The 26645-nt window shown below is 36.3% G+C and carries 27 protein-coding genes; 24 read left to right on the top strand and 3 right to left on the bottom strand.

Annotated features, from left to right (window positions below; all coding sequences use genetic code 11):
• Positions 1-441: 441 nt before the first annotated feature.
• From HBB17_RS20295 to HBB17_RS20280, 4 genes are all read left to right on the top strand, one after another.
• Positions 442-855 (top strand): YjdF family protein, encoded by a 414-nt coding sequence (locus tag HBB17_RS20295; protein WP_167959336.1) that lies wholly within the window; start codon positions 442-444, stop codon positions 853-855.
• Between the two features lie 176 nt (positions 856-1031).
• Complete coding sequence (locus tag HBB17_RS20290; RefSeq protein WP_167959335.1) at positions 1032-2033, top strand: ABC transporter ATP-binding protein; 1002 nt, start codon at positions 1032-1034, stop codon at positions 2031-2033.
• Positions 2034-2043: 10 nt separating this feature from the next.
• Positions 2044-2883, top strand: coding sequence for an ABC transporter permease (locus HBB17_RS20285; protein ID WP_167959334.1), 840 nt, complete (start codon positions 2044-2046; stop codon positions 2881-2883).
• A 73-nt stretch (positions 2884-2956) separates the two neighbouring features.
• Positions 2957-3751, top strand: coding sequence for an ABC transporter permease (locus HBB17_RS20280; RefSeq protein ID WP_238483822.1), 795 nt, complete (start codon positions 2957-2959; stop codon positions 3749-3751).
• Between the two features lie 48 nt (positions 3752-3799).
• Here HBB17_RS20280 and HBB17_RS20275 read toward each other — a convergent pair whose 3' ends face one another.
• On the bottom strand, positions 3800-4579 hold the full coding sequence (locus tag HBB17_RS20275) for a helix-turn-helix transcriptional regulator (RefSeq protein WP_167959332.1): 780 nt from the start codon (positions 4577-4579) through the stop codon (positions 3800-3802).
• A 366-nt stretch (positions 4580-4945) separates the two neighbouring features.
• Between HBB17_RS20275 and arfA the strand changes: the two genes are divergently transcribed.
• The 9 genes from arfA (at position 4946) to manA (ending at position 15590) form a co-directional block, all read left to right on the top strand.
• Positions 4946-6448, top strand: a complete 1503-nt coding sequence (gene arfA, locus HBB17_RS20270; RefSeq protein ID WP_167959331.1) for an arabinosylfuranosidase ArfA — start codon at positions 4946-4948, stop codon at positions 6446-6448.
• Positions 6449-6734: 286 nt separating this feature from the next.
• Positions 6735-7769 carry an L-rhamnose/proton symporter RhaT gene (locus HBB17_RS20265; protein WP_167959330.1) on the top strand — a complete coding sequence of 345 codons (1035 nt, stop codon included), beginning with the start codon at positions 6735-6737 and terminating at the stop codon, positions 7767-7769.
• Positions 7770-7969: 200 nt separating this feature from the next.
• Positions 7970-8569, top strand: a complete 600-nt coding sequence (locus tag HBB17_RS20260) for a ribonuclease H1 domain-containing protein (RefSeq protein ID WP_167959329.1) — start codon at positions 7970-7972, stop codon at positions 8567-8569.
• A 63-nt stretch (positions 8570-8632) separates the two neighbouring features.
• Positions 8633-9301 carry an SGNH/GDSL hydrolase family protein gene (locus tag HBB17_RS20255; RefSeq protein ID WP_167959328.1) on the top strand — a complete coding sequence of 223 codons (669 nt, stop codon included), beginning with the start codon at positions 8633-8635 and terminating at the stop codon, positions 9299-9301.
• 271 nt (positions 9302-9572) lie between these two features.
• A complete protein-coding gene (locus HBB17_RS20250) occupies positions 9573-10406 on the top strand; it encodes a hypothetical protein (protein WP_167959327.1) in 834 nt (277 codons plus the stop codon).
• Positions 10407-10477: 71 nt separating this feature from the next.
• Positions 10478-12211, top strand: a complete 1734-nt coding sequence (locus HBB17_RS20245; RefSeq protein ID WP_167959326.1) for a GGDEF domain-containing protein — start codon at positions 10478-10480, stop codon at positions 12209-12211.
• A gap of 116 nt (positions 12212-12327) precedes the next feature.
• A complete protein-coding gene (trpB, locus tag HBB17_RS20240) occupies positions 12328-13542 on the top strand; it encodes a tryptophan synthase subunit beta (protein WP_167959325.1) in 1215 nt (404 codons plus the stop codon).
• A gap of 209 nt (positions 13543-13751) precedes the next feature.
• On the top strand, positions 13752-14639 hold the full coding sequence (locus HBB17_RS20235) for an ROK family protein (protein WP_167959324.1): 888 nt from the start codon (positions 13752-13754) through the stop codon (positions 14637-14639).
• A gap of 3 nt (positions 14640-14642) precedes the next feature.
• Positions 14643-15590 carry a mannose-6-phosphate isomerase, class I gene (gene manA / locus HBB17_RS20230; protein ID WP_167959323.1) on the top strand — a complete coding sequence of 316 codons (948 nt, stop codon included), beginning with the start codon at positions 14643-14645 and terminating at the stop codon, positions 15588-15590.
• A 146-nt stretch (positions 15591-15736) separates the two neighbouring features.
• Here manA and HBB17_RS20225 read toward each other — a convergent pair whose 3' ends face one another.
• Both HBB17_RS20225 and HBB17_RS20220 read right to left on the bottom strand, forming a co-directional pair.
• Positions 15737-16543, bottom strand: coding sequence for a histidinol-phosphatase HisJ family protein (locus HBB17_RS20225; protein ID WP_167959322.1), 807 nt, complete (start codon positions 16541-16543; stop codon positions 15737-15739).
• Positions 16544-16703: 160 nt separating this feature from the next.
• The gene (locus HBB17_RS20220) at positions 16704-18452 is read right to left on the bottom strand and encodes an Rqc2 family fibronectin-binding protein (RefSeq protein ID WP_167959321.1); all 1749 of its coding nucleotides are present in this window, start codon (positions 18450-18452) and stop codon (positions 16704-16706) included.
• Between the two features lie 281 nt (positions 18453-18733).
• On the opposite strand from HBB17_RS20220, the gene HBB17_RS20215 reads away from it, so the two are divergent.
• From HBB17_RS20215 to HBB17_RS20165, 11 genes are all read left to right on the top strand, one after another.
• Positions 18734-19612, top strand: coding sequence for a YicC/YloC family endoribonuclease (locus HBB17_RS20215; protein ID WP_167959352.1), 879 nt, complete (start codon positions 18734-18736; stop codon positions 19610-19612).
• A gap of 15 nt (positions 19613-19627) precedes the next feature.
• Complete coding sequence (locus tag HBB17_RS20210; RefSeq protein ID WP_167959320.1) at positions 19628-19900, top strand: DUF370 domain-containing protein; 273 nt, start codon at positions 19628-19630, stop codon at positions 19898-19900.
• Entirely contained in the window at positions 19893-20525 is a 633-nt protein-coding gene (gene gmk / locus HBB17_RS20205) for a guanylate kinase (protein ID WP_167959351.1), read from the top strand. The genes HBB17_RS20210 and gmk overlap by 8 nt, the downstream gene beginning before the upstream one ends.
• 1 nt (position 20526) lies before the next feature.
• Entirely contained in the window at positions 20527-20772 is a 246-nt protein-coding gene (rpoZ, locus tag HBB17_RS20200) for a DNA-directed RNA polymerase subunit omega (protein ID WP_167959319.1), read from the top strand.
• Positions 20773-20931: 159 nt separating this feature from the next.
• A complete protein-coding gene (lepB, locus tag HBB17_RS20195; RefSeq protein WP_167959318.1) occupies positions 20932-21675 on the top strand; it encodes a signal peptidase I in 744 nt (247 codons plus the stop codon).
• A 163-nt stretch (positions 21676-21838) separates the two neighbouring features.
• Positions 21839-22246: an FtsX-like permease family protein gene (locus tag HBB17_RS20190; protein WP_167959317.1), complete on the top strand. Its 408-nt coding sequence runs from the start codon at positions 21839-21841 to the stop codon at positions 22244-22246.
• Between the two features lie 150 nt (positions 22247-22396).
• Positions 22397-23083, top strand: a complete 687-nt coding sequence (locus tag HBB17_RS20185) for a 5'-methylthioadenosine/S-adenosylhomocysteine nucleosidase (protein ID WP_167959316.1) — start codon at positions 22397-22399, stop codon at positions 23081-23083.
• Positions 23084-23549: 466 nt separating this feature from the next.
• A complete protein-coding gene (locus tag HBB17_RS20180) occupies positions 23550-24341 on the top strand; it encodes an EFR1 family ferrodoxin (RefSeq protein WP_167959315.1) in 792 nt (263 codons plus the stop codon).
• A gap of 27 nt (positions 24342-24368) precedes the next feature.
• A complete protein-coding gene (locus tag HBB17_RS20175) occupies positions 24369-24965 on the top strand; it encodes a CDP-alcohol phosphatidyltransferase family protein (RefSeq protein ID WP_167959314.1) in 597 nt (198 codons plus the stop codon).
• 153 nt (positions 24966-25118) lie between these two features.
• Positions 25119-25742 (top strand): TetR/AcrR family transcriptional regulator, encoded by a 624-nt coding sequence (locus HBB17_RS20170; RefSeq protein WP_167959313.1) that lies wholly within the window; start codon positions 25119-25121, stop codon positions 25740-25742.
• A 60-nt stretch (positions 25743-25802) separates the two neighbouring features.
• On the top strand, positions 25803-26594 hold the full coding sequence (locus HBB17_RS20165) for an EFR1 family ferrodoxin (protein WP_167959312.1): 792 nt from the start codon (positions 25803-25805) through the stop codon (positions 26592-26594).
• Positions 26595-26645 lie beyond the last annotated feature (51 nt).

The raw sequence follows: 26645 nt of genomic DNA, 5'->3' as shown, positions 1-26645 counted from the left end.
CGTATTTTGTTTGTTGTGGTGACTACATTATACTTCAAAAAGGGAGGTCATTGCTCTTTTTATTGCAAACTCCCATAAAATCGAGGTTTATACAATAAAAAAGGTAGTAAAATTTGACACTACCATTAAATTATACAAAGGTAATAAATTAAACAAAGGTATTAAATTATACAAAGGTAATAAATTGTACATAGGTATTAAATTATACAAAGGTAATAAATTGTACATAGCTATTAAATTATACATAGATATGGAAAAGGGATTGACCTTTCTAGCGTAGACGGATATAATGCAGTTACAAAGATAAAAACACATTTCGGTTGGTAGTCCGGAAGCAACATTTGTTGTCAGTAACCTGCCTCCTTGGTTGTCCATTCTTTGAATAATGTAATTCGCAGATCACGAAGTAGAAGCGAGTACATAATTTAAGGAGGCTTCTTTATGAGCAATATTTGTTTACAAGTGTATTTTGAAGAACCATTTTGGGTTGGTGTGTTTGAACGTGTTGATCATCAAGCACTAACGGTTTGTAAGGTGACATTTGGTGCAGAACCAACGGAACCCGAAGTATTACAAGCAATCTTAAAACGATATGATGAATTACGATTCAGCCCAAGCGTATCGTTAGACAAGGTGAAAAAAAAGACGGTCAATCCAAAACGGTTGCAACGAGAGGTACATAAACAAATGAATAACGTTGGAATTGGAACGAAATCGATGCAAGCTTTAAAGTTACAACAGGAAGCGTGCAAAGTGGAACGAAAACGGTGTTCAAAAGAAGAAAAGGAAAAACGAGAAGAAATGCTGTATTTACAAAAACAGCAAAAACGAAAAGAAAAACACAGAGGCAGATAACTGTCTCTGTGTTTTTTTAAGAATTTTTGAATTGTTTCTTAGAAGAGAAAGGAAATAGTATCAAAAATCAAACGTACAAAAATATGTACGAAACTTTACGAAAATAGAACTTGTGTTCTTGTAAACGCGATGTTATAATATACATAATCTGAAAAGATGAGAGGGAGGGTTTACATATGATACATGTAGAAAACATGTCGAAAGAATTCATATCCCCTAAGAAGTATCCAGGTTTTAAAGGAGCTATTAAAGGATTGTTTTCGAATGAAAAGGTACGAAAATTAGCGGTAGACCGAATATCATTTGATATTGATAAAGGAGAGATGGTTGGGTATATAGGAAGCAATGGTGCCGGAAAATCAACCTCCATTAAGATGATGACAGGTATTTTAACACCAACAGATGGTTTTTGTACGGTCAATGGAATTGTTCCTTACGAACACAGACAGGAGAATGCTGCTAATATTGGTGTTGTATTTGGTCAGAGAACACAACTATGGTGGGATCTTCCACTTAGTGAAACATTTTCAATCTTGAAGGAAGTCTACAATGTTTCCGATGTCGATTATAAAGAGCGAATGGATTTCTTACAAGAAGTACTTGGTTTCGATTCTTTTATACATAGTACAGTTCGTACATTGTCACTTGGACAAAGAATGCGTGCGGATCTTGCGGCCGCATTATTACATAATCCTAAGGTTTTGTATCTAGATGAACCAACCATTGGTTTGGATTTGGTTGTAAAAGATCGGATTCGTCAAGCAATTAAGGAGATTAATGCACAATATGAAACGACGGTAATCTTAACAACACATGATTTGTCTGATATTGAAGAGCTGTGTGAAAAAATCATGATCATTGATGAGGGAAAAATCATTTATAATGGTACCATTGCTCAGATTAAAGACTTATATGGAAAGCGTAGGATGCTTACACTTGATGTGAAGGAGATCCAGACATTAAGCGATCTGAATTTCCACAATATCTTTCAACTTGGAGAAGATAAACTACAAGTAAAGAAAGAGCAATCCAGTATAACCTTTAATTTTGATAAGGATTCCCTGAATATTTCTCATATCATATCAAAGGTAATGGAGAAGACAGCAGTCAGGGATATTAAGATGCAGGATACACAGATCACCGAAATCGTCAAAGAAATATATAAACATGGGATTTGAGGTGAGAGACATGGAGCAGAAGAAGCAATCATTACGACAAAAATTTCGTATATATAAACCATTTACCGTATGTAGAATACAGGAGCAATTAGCGTATAAATGGTCTTTTTATCTGTTTATCTTTTCTAGTCTATTTTGTGTATTTGTTGTATATTACCTATGGAAAGCGATATACAACAGTAGCAGTAGTGCTACGATTAACGGATTTACACTGAATGAAATGATCGTATACATATTCATGAGCTTTATTACAAGCAATCTGGTGCGCGTAGGAGTAACAAGAGACATTGGGAATGAGGTAGTAGAAGGAACCATTGCCATGAATCTGATCAAACCAATCCATTATCAGACAAGATTGTTTTTTTCATCCTTAGGAAATCTCTTGTTTCGTTTCCTAGTACCAGGAATACCTGTGTGGTTAATCTTAACCATCTGCCAATACCAGACAGCCGGTCAATTACCACCATCACCGTTTACCATACTATTGTATCTTTTAAGTGCAATTCTTAGTTTTGGTATTATGTTCTTATTTGATTTTTGCTTCGGCTTACTTGCCTTCTATACGACTTATATATGGGGGCTAAATCTAGCAAAGCAGGCTGTTTTAAGTTTCTTGACAGGGCAATTGATTCCACTAGCATTTTTCCCTACTTCTGTGCAGAAGATCTTTGAATTCTTACCTTTTGCATCAATGAATTATACGCCAGTCATGATTTATCTGAATAAGATGCCTGGGGAACGAGTATTCTTCTCAATGGGAGTTCAACTTGTATGGCTTGTGATCCTCTATCTGGTTGCACATGGTTTATGGAAACGTGTGACGAAAAGAATTACGATATTAGGGGGCTGATTTAACGATAGGAGCATTCCCGAGATGACTTGTACAACACGCAAGTCGTATACTTTAGTAGAGGAGGGTGATTATGATGAGAAGATATTTACATTTATATAGAGTTTTTGCTGGGCAGTTTATGAAATCCTTGATTCAGTCAAAAGTGGATTTCCTTATTGGACTAATAGGATTCTTTTTTTCCCAGATGTTTGGAATCATATTCCTTTCGTTGGTCTTTAAGCAGATTCCAAATTTGAATGGATGGACTTTTGAACAATTGGTATTTATCTATGGATTTGCACAGATTCCAAGAGGAATCGATCATTTTCTAACAGATAATATCTGGATGCTAGCGATGCGATATGTCATCCGAGGAGAATTTGATCGGTTTTTACTCCGCCCGATTAATCCGTTTTTCCAGTTGATCTGTGATCGATTTCAAGCGGATGCACTTGGAGAATTGATTGTAGGATTTGTATTGGTTGGCGTATCGGTAGGAAATCATACGGTAACAATTACAGTAGGAAATGTCGTCCTATTTGTCATTTCTGTATTAACAGGTGCATTGATCTATACAGCGATTAAGTTATTGTTTGCTTCCTTGGCATTTTGGATCAAGGACAGTATAGCGATTCTTCAAGTTGCATATGAGACATCGGATTTTGCCAAATATCCAATCTCCATCTATGCAAAACCAATTCGTTTTTTACTTACGTATATGATACCATTTGCTTTTGTTGCTTTTTTCCCTGCAAGTTATTTTCTAACAGGAAAGAATCTACTTACTACCATAGGTGCAGAAGTATTGATTGCGTTCATTGCGTGGTTGCTTGCGTATGCTGTATTCCGCAAGGGCTTAACGGTTTATGAGAGTGCGGGAAATTAAAGTAAGACGCGCCACTATTTGAAATCAATCTTATTTAACGACATTCTGCTATTTATTAATGCTGTTACGATACATACTTGGCGTAAGATTACAATTTCTTTTGAAATAACGGGTAAAGTGGCTTACATTGTCAAAACCACATAAAGTGGTGATCTGGGCAATGGATAAGGCTTCATTGCTTAATAGATATTTTGCGTGTTCAATCCGTGCTTCTAATAACTCAGCTTTGGGAGAACGACGGAAAAAAAGCTGATAGTAGTGGTAAAATTGACTTTTTCCTAAATGGGTAAGTTCAGCCATAGATTCTGTACTCCAAGGGGTATCGATATTAGATAGTATCTGAATCCGCGCTTCGTGAAATTTTGCGTAGAGATCCTGGTCAAAGACCGTACTTTCCTTTTTGTTATAGAGTTCTCTGGAAAGTGCGATGAGGATATGTTCAATGGTAGCATGGATATGTTGTTCATAAAGCATTTCTTTACCCAGATATTCTACATAGAGTTGACGAATCAACTCATTGATCAATAGATAATTGGAAGGATAGAATATTTGGTTGACCGGGATATGATATGTATCAATGAATGCTTCTGTAGTACTGAAATGAAAAAAACTATTGGTGAACTTTTTAATTGCCTGGTATTCTTGTTTATGGCCGACGCTATAGAGAATACAGGCATTTTTTTTCGTAATTTCCACGGAATTCGCAAGCTTTACTTTCATCGGCGTCATGAAATGAAGAAATAGATAATCACCACTTCCATTGGGGCGTTCAATCTTATCATAATCAACATTAGACATATTATAACCACAGTAATTTACTTTATACATAGTACAATTCCTTTCCCCATTTAGCTGCATGGTTTTATAGTTTTTCCATCATATTATGAGTCGTATACTGGTTGGTGTCCACATGTCTTTGCCAGTTACGCATATGACTCATATCTATGTATTAATCTAGTCTATGTCGGAAAAAAAGTCAATAATAATGGAAAAAAGTATATAGGAAATTTAAGTTCTTAATTCTATAATAGTGTTATCAATAACGTAGATGTTACAGATTAGGGTGTAAAAAAAGCACATTTGATGAGTCTCGTCAATTTGTATACGAAGTTAGGTTAGCTTGTAATAGTAGACATTGTTCACATTCTAATCGGAACGTTACATAACATCGAAAGAAAGCTAGGAGGAATAAGAATGAAGAAATCGAAAATAATTATTGATAAATATTTTATTACAGGTGAAGTAGACAAGAGAATATTTGGTTCTTTTATCGAACACCTTGGAAGAGCAGTATATCAAGGAATTTATCAGCCAGATGGACAATTTGCAGATGAGCAAGGGTTTCGTAAAGATACTTTGGAACTAGTAAAAGAGTTACAAGTACCAATTGTACGGTATCCAGGTGGTAACTTTGTATCAGGATATCATTGGGAAGATGGGGTTGGACCAAAGGAACTTCGTCCAAAACGTGTGGATCTTGCATGGCAAGTAGTGGAAACGAATGAATTTGGTTTGAATGAATTTGTGGATTGGAGTAAGAAAGCACATACGGAAGTTATGATGGCAGTGAATCTTGGAACAAGAGGAATTGATGAAGCTAGAGATGTGTTGGAATACTGTAATTTCAAAGGTGGTACTAGATTAAGCGATTTAAGAAAACAACATGGATATGAACAGCCTCATGATATTAAGTTATGGTGTCTGGGAAATGAGATGGATGGTCCTTGGCAGATTGGACATAAGACAGCTGATGAATATGGAAGACTTGCCAATGAAACGGGTAAGGTAATGAAATGGCTAGATCCAAGCATTGAGTTAGTTGCAAGTGGTAGTTCTAATTTGACCATGCCAACTTTCGCTACTTGGGAAGCAACGGTATTGGATCATTGCTATGAAACAGTTGATTATCTGTCTTTGCATCAATATTACAATAATAGTGCAGATGATTCTGCTGATTTCTTGGCATCTAGTGTAGGAATGAATGATTTTATTAAGCAGGTATTATCCGTATGTGATTATGTGAAAGCAAAGAAGAGAAGTAAAAAGCAGATCAATCTTTCCTTTGATGAGTGGAATGTATGGTATCATTCCAATGAACAGGATAAGAAGTTAGAGAAATGGGTACAGGCACCACACCAATTAGAAGATGTATATAATATGGAGGATGCGTTGTTAGTTGGTAGTATGCTGATTACAATGCTACGTCATGCGGATCGTGTAAAGATAGCCTGCTTAGCACAACTTGTTAATGTCATTGCTCCGATCATGACTTCTGATACAGGTGCATGGAGACAAACCATCTTCTATCCATATCTACATGCAAGTATCTATGGAAGAGGAACTGTTCTGAATACCATCGTTCAATCAGATGTATACGATAGTAAGACATACGGAGATGCACCATATCTAGACAGTGTGGTAATCATGAATGAAGAAACAAAAGAAGTAACCATATTCGCCGTAAACAAAGATCTGGAAGAGGATATGGAAGTATCTGCAGATTTCAGACAGTTTGCAGATTATACGATCAAAGAGCACATCGTATTAACGCATGACAATCTGAAAGCAGAGAATACAGAAAGCAATCCATTCGAAGTAAAACCAGAATCGAATGGTACTTCAAAGATGGATAACGGACAGTTAACGATGGTATTGAAGAAGAAATCATGGAATGTAATTCGATTAAGTGGTAAATAGAGAAACAAGTACATAAGAAGGAATTACAAAGCTCTTTCATGCTAGCTTTCATGCATGAGAGGGCTTTTTTGTATAATTGTTCAGCCTTCTAATATTGCATGATACATTACAAGAATAGTATAAGGAGATTATTTCTTAATAGAAATAAAAGATAGGATATTAGGTGTAACATATTTGATGTGGTAATCATCTAATTATGACTGTATATTAATTCAACAATTAGTGTTACAATACTACCTGGTTTTTTCAAGAAGCTAGAGTTTACAGACTAGAAAGGCAGAAGAAGATGAGTTTAGGATCGAATAGTATTGTAGTAGGATTTGCGGTCTTGCTTTTTGCAGGATTATGTCAAGGCAGTTTTGGTTTAGGATATAAGGATTATAAACCGTATACATGGGAAGCATTCTGGGGAATCTATTCCTTATTTTGCATACTAGTACCACTGGGGTGGGCAGTATATCAAGTACCGGGATTCTTACAGTATATTGGTAATGCAGAGACAAAACATGTCTGGATTCCCGTCTTATGTGGCACTCTATGGGGAATTTCAGCAATCGGGTTTAGTAAAGCAGTTACATATATAGGAATCTCTTTGGTATATGGGTTATCCATGGGGATTTCAGCAGTTGTGGGTTCCATCGTTCCGTTAATTACAATGAAGAATAAGCCAGAGATGATGAGTCTTGTCTTGCTTGGTATCGGTATGGTTGTAACATTAGGAGGAATTGCCCTGATTACCAAAGCAGGTATCGTTAAGACGAAAGAGCAGCAAGAGAATGGAAAAATGGATGGAGACAATACACAAAAAGGGAAAGCTAAGATTGGATTAATACTTGCGATGTTATCAGGTTTGGGTTCTGGTGCTATGAATATTGGTTTTGATTTTGCAAGTCCTATTGGTGATGCAATCATGAAAGATGGGTTTGGAGAAATTGGTGCCAGTGCGATTCAGTGGTTATTCGTTCTATGTGGGGGAGCAATCGCAAGTATGCTCTACTGCTGTATAGAGCTGACAAAGAAGAAAACATGGAACAGTTATACAAAGCAGGGCTCAGGAAAACGTGTGATCGTGTTATTCATAACGAGTATTGTATGGTTTGCAGCTTTAGCAAGTTATGGGATTTCTACCTTATTGCTTGGTGATATGGGTTCTGTTACTGGTTGGATCTTGTTCAATGCTTTGGCATTGTTAATCAGTAATCTATGGGGGATTCGTTGCCAGGAATGGAAGGGAGCCAATAAAGGTAAGGCTATCTTATTGCGTGGTAATCTAGTCCTTCTTTTGTCATGGGTATTTATTGGAATATCAAATGCTGTATAACAACGATAGTCTGTGTAATCATTTTGATGCCAATTATAGGTTGCAGCGTCTTAGGGGAATGAAAAATTCCTTCTTAAGGTAGGTATTTTAAGCATTAGATTAATTCGGTATCTTGGCTTGGAACGGTTATTGACTTGCTTGAAAGATAATGTTAGGATGACAAGCAGAAATGAAGAAACAGAAAGAACAGGAGCAACAATATGCCAAGTAAATTTTATGCAGTTCGTAAAGGGAGAAAAACGGGAGTATTTCTTACCTGGGCAGAATGTCAAAAGCAGATCAGCGGCTTTAGTGGTGCGGAGTATAAGAGTTTTCCCACCAAAGAGGAAGCAATCGATTATGTTACTGGTGAGAAAGCAGTCAACCGTCCACCAGTTGCCGAAGAGGACCGTGCCATTGCTTATGTGGATGGTAGCTATAACGTACACACAAAAGAATATAGTTATGGTGCAATTATAAGGTTTCGTGGAAAAGAACAGGAATACAGTGAAAAAGGAACAGATGCTTCCCTTGCAGATATGAGAAATGTAGCGGGCGAGATTCTTGGAGCACGGAAAATGATGGAGTTGTGTGTCAACAATCAGATTAAAGAACTTGATTTGTATTATGATTATGAAGGAATCGAAAAATGGTGTACGGGAGCATGGCAAGCAAAAAAAGAAGGTACCCAAGCGTATCGTGACGCATACCAGAAGATGAAGCAAGTACTTCATGTGAACTTTCATAAGGTAGCAGCGCATACAGGAGTTGAATTGAACGAACGAGTGGATCGTTTGGCGAAAAAGGCACTTGGAATGTAAGGGAATTGATAGGATTACAATTTTGTATTGTTCTTACGTTGAAGGGATAAGGGAGGTAGTGAGATGAATAAGCAAAAAGTTGTTTGTATGGGCGATAGTATAACAGAAGGATTTGGTTTAGGGGATGATGCTTCTTTATATTATCCCTCTATCTTGCAGGAGTATTTGGGGGATTGCTATGAAGTGTATAATAAAGGGGTAACTTGTAGCTGTGCAACGAATACTACATTAGCAGATGGAAGAACTGTTGGTTTCCCATATCCAAAACAACCAAGATATTTTGAAGCGTTAGAATTAGCTGGGGATATCTATATCTTGATGTTAGGTACTAACGATGCACAGGATGGACGATATGATGTAGAAGAGGGACAAGATCCATGTAACATCTTAACGGATTATGAACCACAATTTACAGAGTCAATGCAGAAGATTGTAGATGCCATCCGAAAAGCAAATGCGGACTCAGTAATCTTCGTAGTAAAGCCAGTTCCGATTATGAACTGCATATGGAGAAAGCACCAACAGAAATATCTTGATCGATTATTCCCTCATTATGAAGAATTGGTTCACAAGAATACCAATATGCATTTACTTTCTGCATATGATATATTCCGAAATTATCAAGAACAACCATTAGAAACGTTGTATCAAGAAGATGGGTTGCATCCGAACGCAAAAGGTGCACAGGTTTTAGCAAAAGGAATTTATGAAGGAATGAAATTGTATTTATAAAGTTAGTGTTCATAGGCGTGTATAAAGGGCTTCCCTTATAGCAAATTGAAAGTTTGTTATGAGGGGAGCTTTTTCTACTTGTATGTAGTTTCGGACCAATATTATCGGGACCAAATGCTATAGGAATAAAAAGGTAAATTATGCATATAATACATTTGTGCGTATTTTACTGGCAATTGTGTGTAGAGAACAGTGTAGGGAATACGGTAGAAATAGGTGAGAGTGAGAATATAGATCACCGAGACAATAAGAGGACGTAGGAGGTTTTTAGATGAAACAGTTATTATCAAAATACAAGGTTGGTGACATGATCTTGCTGTATGTCTATGATTATAATCAGGACAAGATCGGCTTTAGTTTGCTACCAGAAGGAATGGAGGAGCAAGTTGTCATAGAAGAAAAATGGAGCATACAACCCTTGGTTTCGGAAGAAGGGTTTACTTTTTGTGAACAGTACACGAAAGTTCAGGAAAATCGACGTACCATTATTACAACGTTGAGGAAATATCAAATAGAGATCATACATCAGGTGAGTGTTGAAGATGAGGGAAAAGTTGTTTGGGTTTCCATGAAAATAAGTAATAATAGCAATAAACCATATATCATGGAAAATATAGCAGCAGCTTCTATATGTGATTGGCCGATGGTTTCGGGAGAGAACATGGAAATAAAATATAAACTGCATCGTGTGTGTTGTACAACAGGAAAAAAGAAAAAGGTAAAGAATCACACCTACTGGAGTCAATATGGTATTCAATATATACAAGGAGTACAAGAGCAGACAAAGCAGGAAGAAGAATTCGTAGTTGGCATCATGGAGGATTGCAAACTTGGTATATGCATTGCAGCACAGGTACAAGAGGTGGATTCCTGGTATATGCAGATTCGTAAACAGGAAGAACGCTATGGGATACAGGTATATAGTAATAATAGAAAGAATGAATATATCGTCGTCCTGCAGGCGGGTGAAACTTATGAAACAAAAAAAGTTCAACTTACTACCGTATGTGGTGATGCATACAGTGCGTTCTACCGATTTATGGAGAAAGAACAAGAGCAGGAAGTACTAAAAAAAGTACTATTATTTCCTGAAGTTCTGATGTAGAATTATTTTGTATACAATTATTTGTTGTATACAGAAACTAGTGGAGAGGCAAACAAAGAGAGGAAGGGAAAATGAATAAAGAAACACAGGCAAGAGGAAGTAAATTTGGGATATTCTATCTGCTTCTTGTGTTTGGTACAATCTTAATTGCGGGGATTGGGATTGTATATGCATTTACGCAGGACAATAAGTATCACCAAAAAAGTACGACGAAGAAATTGTTAATGGAGGGAACCTATACGGTGAATGAGGGAAACACATCGTATCCACTTCATAACAATACATTAAAGAAATTATCTGGCTACAATAAAGTAGTGATAACAGGGCATTTTACAAGAGAGATTCCGGCAGGAGACGATGTGATCTTGCGAATTGATAACATGAAGATTCGAATCAGTGTGAATGAGGAGCAAGTATATGAATATGGACAAGAGGGGACTTTTCCAGAATTCTCGCATTCTGCAGGAAACCAATGGGGATTTTTTCGATCAAAAGGGATAACCCCAGAAGATACGATTACGATGGAGTTATCCAATGTGTATAATAACCATGTCAACAGTACATATGGTGTATTTATGAGTAATCTCCAGTCAGGGGATAAGATCGACGTTGTTTTAAAGAATATTCGAAATAATGTATGGAATGTAATCGTATCGATTCTTATTATTGGAGTAGGTTTTATTAGTTTGATGACAGCATTGATTAATCCAACGAACAAAGTTGCCAGAAATCAGTTGTTGATCTTTTCGGGGTTGGCAATTTCCTGTGGTTTTTGGTGTTTTATTGATTTTCGAGTACAGAACTTTTATGTACCGTATCCAACGTTTAATAATTGTCTTGATATCGTTCTTTTGCTTAGTATGTTAGGAGCGGTACTTTTTTACATTGCCTATGATATGAAATGTAAGTGTAAAATGATTATGCATCTTGTTGGTTTGTCCAACTTTGCTTTTATTGTGGTGATGACTTACCAACAATTTTTTAGGAGTAAGGACTATTACGATCATGTATTTTCTATTGAAATCCTGATCATAATTGATGCTATTGTTGCGGTGATATGTTCACTTTATGAGGCATCGAAACGTCCAAGAAAAGCAAGGTATCAGATTCTATTAGCACCAATCTTGTTAGGGATTGGTGGTTCAGCAGATGTAATCTGTAGTTATTTTGGTATCTTTAAACAGACGATGTTTGGAAAAACGTGTTTTATCATCTATATTATCTTTCAGTATTTTTACTCTGCTTCGGCTATTAAAGGTATCTATTCCAAGAATATGCGTATGGAGGTTTACAGAGAATTAGCATTCACAGATGTTATGACAGGCTGTAGGAATCGTACCGCCTTCAATGAATATGTAACAGGATTGGAGAAAAAGCTTTTGCGTCATGAAGTTGCGGGTATCATGGTGGTGGATATTAATCATTTGAAACGTACGAATGATGTTTTAGGACACAAGTATGGAGATCAGTTGATTATAAAAGTATGCAAGTTGTTGGAAGAAGTATTTGCACATAGCTGTGTATATCGTATTGGTGGAGATGAATTCTCGGTAGTCTTAGAAGGAACTGATCTTAACAAGAAAGAAAATCTTTTGGAAGAGTTGGATCTTTTAATCGAGGAAGAAAATCTAAAGAGAAAAGAAGAAGAATATATCAGTATTGCAAAAGGAATCGCAGTTTGGGATGATAAGATGGATCATTCTTTTGAAGAACTGTTTGTACGAGCAGATAATGCGATGTATGAAGACAAATTTCGTTCCAAGCGTTTTGCAAATAAAAAAATACTGCAAGAGGAACTGGATTAGATACCCAGAGTTTCATATTGACGTTACTGCAAATAATATGCTACAATTAGTTTATTGATTTAAAACATTAAAGCGATGCGCTAAGCCACGCAAGGTTACGCAGAAAAGAGGAGATTATGGATTATAGAACATACCTAAAGAATTATCCAGATAAAACTGGACGATTTGGGCCATATGGTGGAGCTTATCTATCGGATGAATTAAAACCTGCATTTGAAGAAATCAATGATGCTTATCAAACCATCTGTCATTCATCCCAGTTTATCAATGAATTAAGAAGAATTCGAAAAGAATTCCAAGGCAGACCAACGCCAGTATACCATTGTGAACGACTTTCAAGAAAGTATGGAAATTGTCAGATCTATCTTAAGAGAGAAGATTTGAATCATACGGGTGCACATAAATTAAATCATTGTATGGGAGAAGGCTTATTAGCCAAATACATGGGTAAGAAACGTCTGATTGCTGAAACAGGGGCAGGGCAACATGGTGTTGCTTTAGCAACGGCAGCAGCATTCTTTGGTTTGGAATGTGAGATACATATGGGCGAAGTCGATATTGCAAAACAAGCACCTAATGTTACAAGAATGAAGATTCTTGGAGCAAAAGTAGTGCCAGTAACATCAGGACTTAAGACTTTAAAAGAAGCGGTGGATTCTGCATTCGAATCTTATGCAAAAAATTATAAAGATTCCATCTATTGTATCGGCTCCGTTTTAGGACCACATCCATTTCCATTAATGGTACGTGATTTCCAATCTGTTGTTGGATATGAAGCAAAAGACCAATTTAAAGAGATGACAGGATTCTTACCAGATGTGGTTACTGCCTGTGTTGGAGGAGGAAGTAATTCTGCTGGTATGTTCATTCCATTCCTTGAAGAACCAGTTGATATCGTTGGTGTAGAACCACTTGGACGAGGTCCAAAACTAGGTGATCATGCGGCTTCCATGACATATGGAGAAAAGGGAGTTATGCATGGTTTTGAGAGTATTATGTTAAAGGACAAAGATGGAAATCCAGCTCCTGTATACTCCATTGCCAGTGGACTTGATTATCCATCCGTTGGTCCAGAGCATGCTTTCCTCCATGATCTTGGACGAGTACAATATACAACTGCGACAGATGAAGAAGCAATGTCAGCATTCTTCCAATTATCCAGATTAGAAGGAATCATTCCTGCCATTGAAAGTTCGCATGCAGTTGCATATGCCATTCGAAAAGCACAGGAGATGAAACAAGGTTCTATTCTTGTATGCTTAAGTGGTCGTGGAGACAAGGATATTGATTATGTAGTAGAACATTATGGAACGGGAGAACAGTTCTTATAATACAATTCAAAATAGGAAAACGTTTGTTTGAAAGACAGACGTTTTCTTTTTTTGCACACCAATAAGTAGTTTGATTTAAAAGAGGTGAGAAAATTAATAATATAATTAGCTTGAAAATAATTAAATATTAGCTTAAAATAAATTAATAAAATATATTTATTTAATAATAGATTATAATACAGTATTGTTCATAATTGGAGGAAAAGAATATGAGAATAGGTGCATTAGAAGCGGGTGGAACCAAGATGGTAGTAGCGATTGGAACCGAACAGGGAGAAATCCTAGATCGGAAATCCATTCCAACCAAAACACCAAAGGAAACAATGCCAGAGTTAATTCAATATTTTAAGGAACAAAAGATTGACGCATTAGGAATTGGTTGTTTTGGTCCAATTGATTTGAATAAGAATTCTTCTACATATGGTTATATCACTTCAACGCCGAAATTAGCTTGGAGGAACTTTGATATCGTTGGGGCAATGAAAAAAGAACTGCACGTACCCATTGGATTTGATACGGATGTGAATGCATCTGCTATTGGTGAAGCAACTTGGGGGAATTCCAAGGACGTTAAGAATAGCATATACATAACAATTGGAACGGGAGTAGGAGTAGGGGTACTGATCAATGGTAAACCACTACACGGAATGCTTCATCCAGAAGCTGGACATATCCTGTTAGCAAAACATCCAGAGGATACGTTTCAGGGTTGTTGTCCATATCATGGGTCATGTATGGAGGGGTTGGCATCTGGACCAGCGATTGAAGCTAGATATGGGAAAAAAGCAATGGAATTAGCAGACCAAAAAGAAGTTTGGGAGATAACAGGCTTCTATATCGCCCAAGCATTGGTTAATTATATACTTACGTTATCACCAGAGAGAATTATACTTGGTGGGGGAGTGATGCATCAGGAACAGTTGATGCCAATTATAAGAGAAGAAGTAAAACGACAATTGAACGGATATATATGTACAAAACAGACAGATGATCTTGCACATTATATTGTTTTTCCACAACTAAATGATAACCAAGGAATATTAGGGTGTATTAAATTAGCAGTAGATGAGATAACCAAGGAAAAGGAGTGTGAATAGTAGATGAAACAGACAGAACAAATCCTATTTCTTGAACCTGTTATGAAAGAGGTTTTATGGGGAGGAACAAGATTACGAGATGATTATCATTATGCCATTCCAAGTGAACACACGGGTGAATGTTGGGCAGTAAGTGCCCATGATCATGGTGATTGCCTTGTTGCATGTGGCGCATATCAGGGGCAAACACTTTCTAGGTTGTGGAAGGAACATCGAGAGCTGTTTGGTGATATGGAGGGGGAACGATTCCCATTGCTTGTTAAGATTATTGATGCAAAACAGGATTTAAGTATACAAGTCCATCCTGATGATGAATATGCCAAGCAGAAGGAAAATGGTTCTTTTGGAAAAATGGAATGCTGGTACATATTAGATTGTGATCAAGATGCTTCTATTGTAATCGGACATCATGCAAAGAACAAAGAAGAAGTTGCGCAGATGATCCATGAGGGAAGATTCGAAGCATTCATTCGGACAATTCCAATTAAGAAGGGGGATTTCTTTCAGATCAATCCAGGAACAGTACACGCCATTAAAGGTGGAACTTTAATACTGGAAACGCAGCAAAATAGTGATATAACCTATCGAGTATATGATTATGGAAGGTTAACAAATGGAAAACCAAGAGAATTACATATTGAGAAAAGTATTGACGTGATTCAAGCCCCATTTGAAGAATCCGCAGCGGTAACAAAACGAGAAATCAAACAAGGTCAGGCAATGGATCGAGAAATGCTTGTTACCTGCAAGTACTATACAGTAGAGAAGCAAGATGTACATGGTAATATCACAATGCCACAAGATAAGCGCTTTTTAATTTATAGTGTTATTGATGGAAAAGGTATGATAGATGGAGTAACAATTAAGAAAGGAACACATTTCATATTGCCAACCGGATATGGTGATTTTACACTGGAAGGAACGATGTCCTTGATCTGTTCGTATTGTTAACGGTGAATAATAATTTTGTATACATATAACTTGAAATAGCCGTCAAACCCAACGGGGATGCACACTCGCACATAAGGTAGATGTCAGCTTCAGTTGACATCTACCTTATGTGCGAGTGTGTGGAGAACAAAGGACCGACAACTCATTTATAGAGTAATAAACTCCGGTTTCCTATTCTGATAAATGGTGTAGTAGGAATAGCCTAGGCTTTTCAGCAAATCCTCTGCCTTTACAAAATCGTATCCGATATGTTCTGGCTTATGCGCATCGGAACCAATCGTAATGAGTTCACCACCAAGTTCTTTGTAACGTTTCAATAGGTCTGTTTGTGGATGGGGATGACCAAGTCCGTATTTGTATCCAGCAGTGTTGACTTCAATTCCTTTCCCTTTTTGAATCAGAGTAGTGAAGATTGCGTCAATGAGATCGGCGTATTTTTCGTAGCTGTAATTTTTATTGCGGTTTGGCGCATAACGTACCGCATAATCAATATGTCCATATACGTCGAAATCGTCGAAGGTTTTCACATTTGCATAGATGGCTTCTAGATACTTAGTAATTCCTTGTTCTTCGGTAATCCCTTCCCAATAAGAAGGCTGGTAGGGATCAATCTTGCCAACTAAATGGGAGGAACCAATGATAAAATCAAATGTATTTACCTCTGTTAGATGATGGAATGCATCTTTGAGGTAAGGTCGAAGACCATATTCAACGCCACATAGAATGTTAATCTTGTCTGCGTATTTTTCTCTAAGAGCAGCTAGGCGTTCCACATAGATTTCTGTGTTGAATATGAAGCCACCACCAAATTCTATCGGAAAATCCAGGTCCATGTGATCGGTGAAACAAATCGTGTGTAAACCTAGTTCAATGGAACGCTGAATCATACTATCCATGGTTGCTTCTGAATCGTCGGAAAAACTAGAGTGCATATGGTAATCGGATTGAATCATTGGTATCTTCCTTTCTGTTTTGCATTATTTCTTATTTTACTCAAACTTCGCAGTTCAATTGCTGCCAGAAAACTATCCAATAAAGGCGTTTCGATATATTAATTGCTGAAAATGCCTTAGGATAACCCTTCAGGGCTGTAATTGAACAGCGAAGTTTGCGCTATTTTACTTCTTCAATTCCAGTAATGTCAGGTTCAATTACAAGAGAATAGTTGGTGTAGTAAACAACGAAGCCAGGTTTTCCACCATTTGGTTTCTTTACATTCTTTTTCTCGGTATAATCAATCTCTGCTTTGGTAAGTTCTCTTGCTTTTGAATAATAAGCAGCAAGTTTGCCAGCTTCCTCAAAGGTACGGTCTGGAAGTTCTTCACCATTGGTCTTAACAATAACATGGGAACCAGCCATTCCTTTTGCATGGAACCACCAGTCATTTCCTACGGCAAACTTAAAGGTTAGTTCGTCGTTTTGGAAGTTATTCTTACCAACATACATATGAAAACCATCAGAGGAAATATAATGAAATGGTTTACTGGCTGCCTTTTGTTTTTTCGCATCTTTTTTGGAAACGAATTTTCGTTTCATATAGCCGTACTCCATAAGTTCTTCTTTTAATTGCACAAGGTCCTCTTCTTGAAGAGCAATGTCAAGGGAAGCACTGATAGATTCTAGATGTTCTAACTCTTCTTTTGTTTCTTCTGTGAATTTGGTTAATGCTTCAAAGGTTCGTTTGAGCTTGCTATATTTGTCAAAATATTTTTTCGCATTATCAATTGGGGTGAGAGTAGGGTCAAGTGGAATGGTTACTTCCTCATTGGTATAGTAGTTCAGTGCGTTCATTTGCTTTGCGCCTTCTTCTACATTATAGCCATAAGCCGTGATCAGCTCTCCATAGACTTTGTATTTGTCGCGCTTGTCGGTATCTTTTAACTGTTTCATTTGCAAGTCGTATTTCTTACGGGTACGTTCGATTGCATTGGTTACAATCTTACGTAGGTCAACGGATTTTTGTCGAATTCGTGAGATCGTATTCTTTTGTGCATAGTATTGTTCAAGTAATGCACTAATGGAATCAAAATCTTGATGTTGCTCCTCTTCATAGATGCTTAAACAAGTACTCGAAAACTCGTGTGGTGCGCCATTCTTAAGAATGATATTCGGAGTGAATTCTTGATGTTTAATTGCGTCCATAAGGCGCTCAAAGTTTTTATATAGATGAAGTTGTTCCAACTCGCTTAGTGAACTTGTTGAAGCATCTGCATCGATCGATGCACGATGGCAGAGTTCATTTGCAATCAAAGGGCTGATTCCGGTTAACGAGGTGTAGAGCGCTTTGGAAATCGGTAGTGGTTTGGTCATAACTTTTTCTAGAAAATGATCGCAATCCACCACGAGAGGATTCCATTTATCTTGGGTTTCAGGGATAAAGTAATCTCTACCAGGAAGAACCTCACGAACCGAGGAAACCAAACCAGAGATATGCTTAATACTATCGATAATCATATTCTTATCATCACAGAAGATAATATTGCTGTGTTTTCCCATGATTTCTGTAATTAGATGCTTGGTACATACATCCCCTAGTTCATTCAAATGTTCAATCTCAATATCAATGATTCGTTCTAGACCAGGTTGGGTTATGCTAAGGATACGTGCACTATTCAGATGCTTCCGAAGCAACATACAAAAATTAGGTGCCGTAATGGGATTTGGTTTATTCTCCTGTGTAAGGTAGATCAGAGGAAGGCTAGCATTGGCTGATAAAAAAAGCTTATACTGGCTTCGATTGTTCTTGACTAGTAACACAAGAGCATCATTTTCTGGTTGCGATATTTTATTGATACGACCACCTAAGAGCGTATCATTTAATTCTTTTATTAGATTTGCTATAACGAGTCCGTCTAATGCCATACTGAAAACTCCTTTTCCTTAACTCAAACTTCGATCATCAAAGCTTTTAACTAGAGTAGGCGGTTGCTATATAGCAATCACCTGCTCACTCAAAACATGCAAGTGCGAAGTTTGTGTTATTAATTAACTCATAGTGTACCACAAGTATAGGAAAAAACCAATATATGAATAACATCTTGACTTATGAAGTGTAGTAATCTATAATTAATTAAGTGCGTCTTAAGGGATAGAACCGTTCTATCCCTTAAGTTGTTGGAATGAAAAATGAAGGACGTGAGTCTATGTTAAGAAGCATGACAGGGTTTGGTCGATATGAAGTATCAAACGAAGAACGAAAGGTCGTTGTAGAGATTAAGTCAGTGAATCATCGTTACTGTGATATCTCAATGAAGATGCCTAAGAAATTAGGCTTTTATGAAGCAGCGATCCGAAGCTTACTAAAAAAATACATACAACGAGGAAAAGTTGATGTATTTATTTCATATGAAGATTACACAGAGAATAAGATCTGTGTTCGATACAATGCAGATATAGCAAAAGAATATCTGGAGAAACTTCGATTAATGGGGGATGAATTCCATTTATCTAATGATATCAATGTATCAAGTCTATCACGATATCCAGAAGTATTAACATTAGAGGAACAAACAGTTGATGAAACGAAGCTTTGGAACTTGTTAGAAGAGGTTATTGTACATGCCTGTGAACAGTTTGTGGAAGCAAGAACAAGGGAAGGCGAGCATTTAAAGAATGACCTTATTGGAAAATTAGATGGTATGCTTACCTTAGTAGAGGAAGTAGAGAAACGTTCTCCTCAGATTGTAACAGAATATCGGGAAAAGATAACCGCTAAGGTTCAGGAACTATTAGGGGATACAAAACTAGATGAAAGCATACTTGCAACGGAAATCACTTTGTTTGCAGATAAGATCTGTGTTGACGAAGAGACGGTTCGTTTGAAGAGCCATATTAAGAGTATGAAAGCAGCTTTGGATGAGGAAAATGGTATCGGAAGAAAGCTGGATTTTATTGCACAAGAGATGAATCGAGAGGCGAACACAATCCTTTCCAAAGCAAATGACCTTGAAATTACCAATATTGCAATTGATTTAAAAACAGAGATTGAAAAGGTAAGAGAACAGATACAGAATATTGAATAGAAATGAGGAATCTGTTTGAATGGTTTAGTTAACATCGGTTTTGGCAATATTATCAATAGTAAAAAGATTGTTGCAATCATTAGCCCAGATGCGGCCCCAGTAAAACGAATGGTTCAGAATGCGAAAGATAATGGGACAGCCGTTGATGCGACTTGTGGAAGGAAAACGAGAGCAGTAATTGTTACAGATAATGATCATCTTGTCTTATCTGCACTACTACCAGAGACGATTGCAAACCGTGTGAATAGTAAAGATGAAATGGATCAAAAGGGTGATGATGATGAGTAAGAAGGGGATATTGACCGTAGTATCCGGTTTTTCTGGTGCTGGAAAAGGAACTCTTATGAAAGCACTTTTGAAGAAATATGAGTATGGTTTATCCATTTCTGCAACTACAAGAGCACCACGTGTGGGTGAAGAAGATGGACGAGAATATTTCTTTTTGACAAGGGAACGTTTTGAGAGTATGATTAAACAAGGTGAATTAATAGAATGGGCAGAATATGTCGGCAACTATTATGGAACACCTAAGAAATATGTGGAAGATCAGTTAGCGCAAGGAAAAGATGTTATTCTTGAGATAGAAGTGCAGGGTGCATTTCATGTAAGAGAGCAGTTTCCTGACGCATTATTGCTATTTATAACACCGCCTTGTGCAGAGGAACTTAAGAACCGTCTTATTAATCGTGGTACAGAAAGTCTTGATAAGATTGAAAAACGATTAAGTCGCGCATCAGAAGAAGCGGTTTATATGAAAGACTATGATTACATCGTTGTGAATGATGATTTAGATGAGTGTGTGGAGCAGTTAAACGATATCATCGAAAGTGAACATAGTAAAACATTGAGAAATGAAGCATTTATTGAAGAAATGAGTAAACAATTAGAGGTATTTAAGAAAGGAGATCGATAATATGTTACATCCATCTTATACAGATTTAATGAACGTAGTAAATAGTGAGGTTGAACCAGGAGAAGATCCAGTAGTTAATAGCAGATATTCAATCGTTTTAGCTACATCCAAGAGAGCAAGACAGATTATTAGCGGAAGCAAACCAATGGTTAACGCAAGTTGCCCAAAACCTCTTTCTATCGCAGTTGAGGAACTATATAAATCAAAAGTTAAGATTGTTGGAGATGAAGATACTTTAGTTGATTAGGTTACCGCTAAGGGGATACGTGTGATTGCAGAGTCACACAAAGTGAGTAAACGTCATAAAGTACCATTCAGTAATTGCGTAGTTTCTAAGAACTTGATATTGTTGTTAGTTGCTACGTGGTTTGTGAGATCTTAGATTTATAGAGAAGAGGGAAACAGGATGAGTCAAGATAGAGATTACTCAAATGATGACTTCGATTTTGCACAAAGTACTGTAGACGTTGACACATATCGAAACGATCCTATATCAACTTTGGGCGAAGAAACTTCTTCTGAAGATAGGTTGAACGAAGGAGAACAGAAGGACGATCATTTTGATGCTTCTATCAATCCAGAGGTAGAAAGCCAAAGGGACAGTATAGAAGCGAAGAAAAAGAAAAGAAAGAGCATCATAAAGGAACTTCTTGTATACGTTGTAATTTTTATTATAGGATTATATATCATACCGAATTATGTACTGCAACGTACCGTTGTAGATGGGGATTCCATGTTGAATACCTTGCATAATGAGGAAAGCCTACTGATTGATAAGATTAGTTATATCATTGGTGATCCAAAGCGTTTTGATATCGTTGTATTCTATCCATATGGAAAAGATGTGGAAGAATACTATGTAAAGCGTGTCATCGGATTACCAGGCGAAACGGTCCAGATTGTAGGTTCTGATATTTATATTGATGGAGAAATCTTAAAAGAGAATTATGGAAAAGATCCAATTCACTATTCTGGAATTGCGAAAGAACCATTAACCTTAGGGGAAGATGAATACTTCCTTTTAGGAGACAACCGAGAAATTAGCTACGATAGCCGTTATGAAGAGGTTGGAGCGGTACATCGTGATTATATAGAAGGAAAAGCATTCTTACGTGTTTGGCCTTTGAACAAGATTGGATTTATTGATTAATATATGAGACGTTAGTAAAAGTCAAGAACACAAATTATTTTGTGTTCTTGGCTTTTTGTGTATAAACAAGCAGTTGAACCCTGTGATGGTACGGGGATCTTGTAGAATTATGTAATCAAGTAGTGCCAATATTCAAGGTAGCATTCTATTTACTACTAGTCAAATGATTGCGTATGATACAATCATTCGAAATTATGTTTTAGTTGCAGGAATTACCATATCCTTTTATACGTTTATTGCACTGATCATATATATTATTGCATCAGTATACATTGATATGATTCGCCATCAGTACGAATATGGAATTCTTCGTGCACATGGTTATAGTCTTGACAAGTTAATGAGGAATACATTTATACAATATAGTATTAGTTATATAATTGGATGCTTTATAGGAAATGCTATCGTAAAGGAAATGATTCAAAACGAAGATAAATCTCGAGAATTTCTTCCAATATATATTGGAATATGTGGAGGTGTATTTGCTGTAACATGCATATGTAAGATAATAAGTATGAGACAGCACAAAAAATATTCAATTTCTCTAATGCGAAAGAACAAAGGCTCTTAAAATTCTGCGTAAATCTTACTCGCCAATGTATTAAGTAACGCTACTAGAATGATGTAGAAAATTATAGATCCGGGTGATATACTATAGGTACTACATTTTGTTAGATAAAAGAATTGCAAAATCAGAGTTTTGCATGAGGAGGAGAAATACATGAAAAGGATAGGTTTATTAGTTGCAGTAGAAATTGATAGTGTATTAAAATCGGATTTTACATATATCAAGAAAGAACAAGTAGGAAAATTTGATATTTATTTTTATGAAATGAATGATACGCAAATTATCGTTGCACATTCGGGGGCTGGTCAAGTAAAGGCTGCTGCAGCAACAGAAATTCTCATTTCTTTATATCAAGTGGAGTTTATTATTAACTTTGGTATTGTCGGAGCTTTAACGGAAGAAATTGGCTTAGAACAAGTTTGTGTTATAGATCATATTGTTGATTATACGTTTGATACTTCGGAAGCTGATAATTGTGAAGTTGGTAGACATTATGAATATCCCTCCATATATATGAAAACAGACGAGAAATTATTGGAAAAGGCATTGCAGATCATACCAAATTTGAAAAAAGTAAATTGTGCTTCGGGTCCGAAATTTGTAAGTACCAGTGAAGAAAAGATGAGAATTAGTAAACAGTTTGGTTGTGATATTGTGGAAATGGAAGCTGCTGGAATACTACTCACAGCAAATATGCATGATATTGGTGTTTTATTCATTAAGGGAATTTCTGATACGCTTCATGGTGGAGCAGAGGAATTTGGTGAAATGTTTGAGAAATCATCAGATGATTGCTTCAAAATTATTATGGGTTTACTAAACTCCAATTTGACAAAATGATCATCAACTAAAATGAATATCCACTGCATTATAGCGGCACATACAAGTATTATGTCTGAAAGCTTGTATGTGCCGCTTTTCGGTTGCGTACTCTATAATGAACCACTACGAGCGAGGACAAGTTGAGGTTTGCTTATTTGTTTCATATTCATTCCGTAACATGGAAAAATACAATCTACCAACATACGGATTATCTTAATACGAAAAGCGGATAAAATTATTAATAAGCTATATTGACATAATAAAATAGGCATGATATAATTCAAAAATGAAATTACCAGTGGTAACATAATGAAAGCAAGTTATCACTGGTTCTATTATCCCTATAAGTTACCATCGGTAACTTATAAAAACAAAAAAGTAAAACTGTACATAATAAAAGGCTATAGTAGAAGTAAGATAATTGACACAAGCGTAGAAAAACGAACAAAAGAGAATGTAGATAATAATAAACGGGGGTAGAAAGATGATATTTTATTTTTCAGGAACAGGAAATTCTTTTTGCGTAGCAAAGGAAGTAGCAGAGAAAACAAAGGATAGGATTATTAATATTGCAGAGGCATGGAAGAATAAGGAGTTTTCATACGCAGTAGCGGAAGGGGAAAGAATAGGATTTGTTTATCCAATACATGCGTGGGCTCCTCCTACTGTAGTATTACGTTTTATAAAAAAGTTACAGCTTACGAATAGTTATGATGCTTATGTGTATTCTTTTTTAACTTGTGGAGATGATTGGGAAGGAGCTGTGGAGAAAATCAAACATGCACTGACTCATATTGGATTACGATTACAAGGGGATTTTAAAGTTATTATGCCAGATTGTAGTGTGATCAACGGCGATGTAGATACTCCAGAGATTGCAAGAAAGAAGCGAGAGGCATCAAATGAAACAATTCAAAGAGTTATTAAGGATATTCTTTCAAATAAAGACACGTACCGTCCAGTCAAATATTCATTTTATAAATCATATGTGATATACGGATTTTTTCAGATGGGTAAGATTGCAACGTTATTTAAAACAAATGACGATTGTGTTGGATGTGGTTTGTGTGAAAAAGCGTGTCCAATGGGTGTTGTTAAGATGAAGGACAATAAGAAAAAGAGTCATAAGATTCCCAAATGGGGAAGAGGTTGTGTACAATGCAACGCATGCATCAATGTATGTCCGAAAAAGGCAATTGATTACTTTGGAGCACGAGAAAAAGAAATCAGATACTTTAATCCAGATTATAAGAAAGAGCTATTAACTCTTAAATAGATGGTATCAGTATGGAGGAATGCACAGATGATAAAAAGATTATTACATAATAACATCGCAAACATACTTACGCTTTCTAGATTGTTGTTTACAATTATTCTTGCAATCAATCTGAGCCAATACTTGGCTGGACGATGTGAAAGGAATGTGATTACGAAAATCATTCTTTGCTTTATTAGTATCGTGTTAAGTGATTTTTTTGATGGCAAGATAGCTAGGAAATTGCATATTGATGATTCATTAGGGGCATTACTTGATGTAATAATGGATGTGATTTATGTATTTTTAATGCATATTCTACTTTACTTCCATCAATTGCTACCGGTATGGTTTTTGATTCTGATAACAGATAAAACGATGAACTATATAGTTACTTCCTATATACTCTCAAAATGTAGAATGAAAGAATTTGTATTTATACGAGATCCAGTAGGGAAAATTGTTTCCGCGTCCTATTTTTTCACGCCTATGATAGTCATGATCATGAACTCCAATAAGAACAATACTTACATAATAGATGTGATATTAGGAGTGATTGGGTGCTTTGGTATCGCATCCTCTATTTATAGAATACACGTTGTAAAGCAGGTAACAATGAGAAAATGTGATGGGAGTGATGAATAATGAACAAAAAATTTATCATGTATTGACGATAGTAACATTCATGCTATAATTCATAGGAAAGTTCAAAGTGAAAACATAAGAAACAAAACGAATGAATCGTACTATATAAAATAGAGGAAAGGTAAACGTTCATTTAACGTACAAGGCTATAGAATGAGTGAAAAAACAATGAGTGAAAAAACAATGTATCATCATGGAAATCTAAAAGAAACATTAATTGAGAAGGGGATTGATTATGTCAATCAAAATGGGTATAGTACCTTATCTCTTCGTAAGCTAGCAACAATGTGTGATGTTAGTCATGCAGCGGTGTATAAGCATTTTAGTAATAAAGAAGAATTATTTTTAGCTATGAAAGAACATGTGAAAGAAGCATTTGCTAATCAACTAGAAGCGGCTGAAATTAACCATAAGAATGATGGGAACGAAGAAATTCTGTATGGACTTGCTACCGCTTATATTCAATTGTTTATGGAGTACCCAGCGTATTTTAATTTTATCTATACAGCAGGAGATATATCTATTGATTTTGATCAACCACAGATGACGAGTAATTATAGAGCATTTGATATTTTTAGAAATGCGGCCTATCGATATATGAATGAATTAGGGGTAGAGGAAAGTGAAAAAGTTAAGATGATCGTAGGAATGTGGGCAGTAGTACACGGAATTACAGAAATAGCAATTATGAAAGGAACAAAATATTCTGGAGATTGGAAAGAGATGATACGTTCCATCTTACAAAATAATTTTTATATTAGCGGAGAAGAAAAATAGGCTTAATTAAGCGAAAAGGAAAAAATGAGGATGAATAGATAATAAGTGGAGGGAATACAGATGATATTTTATTTTTCAGGAACAGGGAATTCCTATTGTGTTGCAAAGGAAGTTGCAGAGAAGACAAAGGATCAGATTATTAGTATAGCAGAGGCATGGCAGAATAAGGAGTTTTCCTATGCAGTAGCAGAAGGAGAGAAAATTGGTTTCGTTTATCCCATTCATGCATGGGCACCACCTACAATCGTGTTACGTTTTATCAAAAAATTACAGCTTACAAATAGTTATGATGCCTATACCTATTCTATACTTACTTGTGGTGATGATTGGGAAGGAGCAGTAGAGAAGATCAAACGTGCACTTGCTCATATTGGATTACCATTACAAGGTGATTTTAAAATTATTATGCCAGATTGTTACGTAATAGGAGGAGACGTAAATAATCCGGAAGAAGCGAAAAAGAAACTGGATGCATCAAAAGAAACCATTCAAAGAGTAATTAAGGACATTATTGCGAACAAATTCACGTACCGACCTATCAAATATTCATTTTATAAGTCACATGTAATATATCGATTTTTTCAGACAAGTAAGATAATCCCACTATTCAAAGCCAATGACCAATGTGTAGGATGTGGATTATGTGCAAAAGCTTGTCCAATGAATGTGATTAAGTTGAAGGATAAGAGGAGTAAGAATCACAAAGTGCCAAAATGGGGAAAGGGCTGTGTACAATGTAATGCATGTATTAACGTGTGTCCTGCAAAGGCAATCGATTACTTAGGAGCAAAGGAGAAAGAAATCAGGTACTTTAATCCGGATTATCGTAAAGAGTTAGTAAGAAAAAATTAGTCTATTTAATCGTAAAATAGTTCCATAATTCAATTACCACTTGAAAAAAAC

Origin of the sequence: Anaerosporobacter faecicola (assembly GCF_012070565.1) — a bacterium.
Taxonomy (GTDB): domain Bacteria; phylum Bacillota; class Clostridia; order Lachnospirales; family Lachnospiraceae; genus Anaerosporobacter; species Anaerosporobacter faecicola.
The sequence above is the reverse complement of the archived record's forward strand: the minus strand, read 5'-3'. Positions and strand labels throughout refer to the sequence as shown.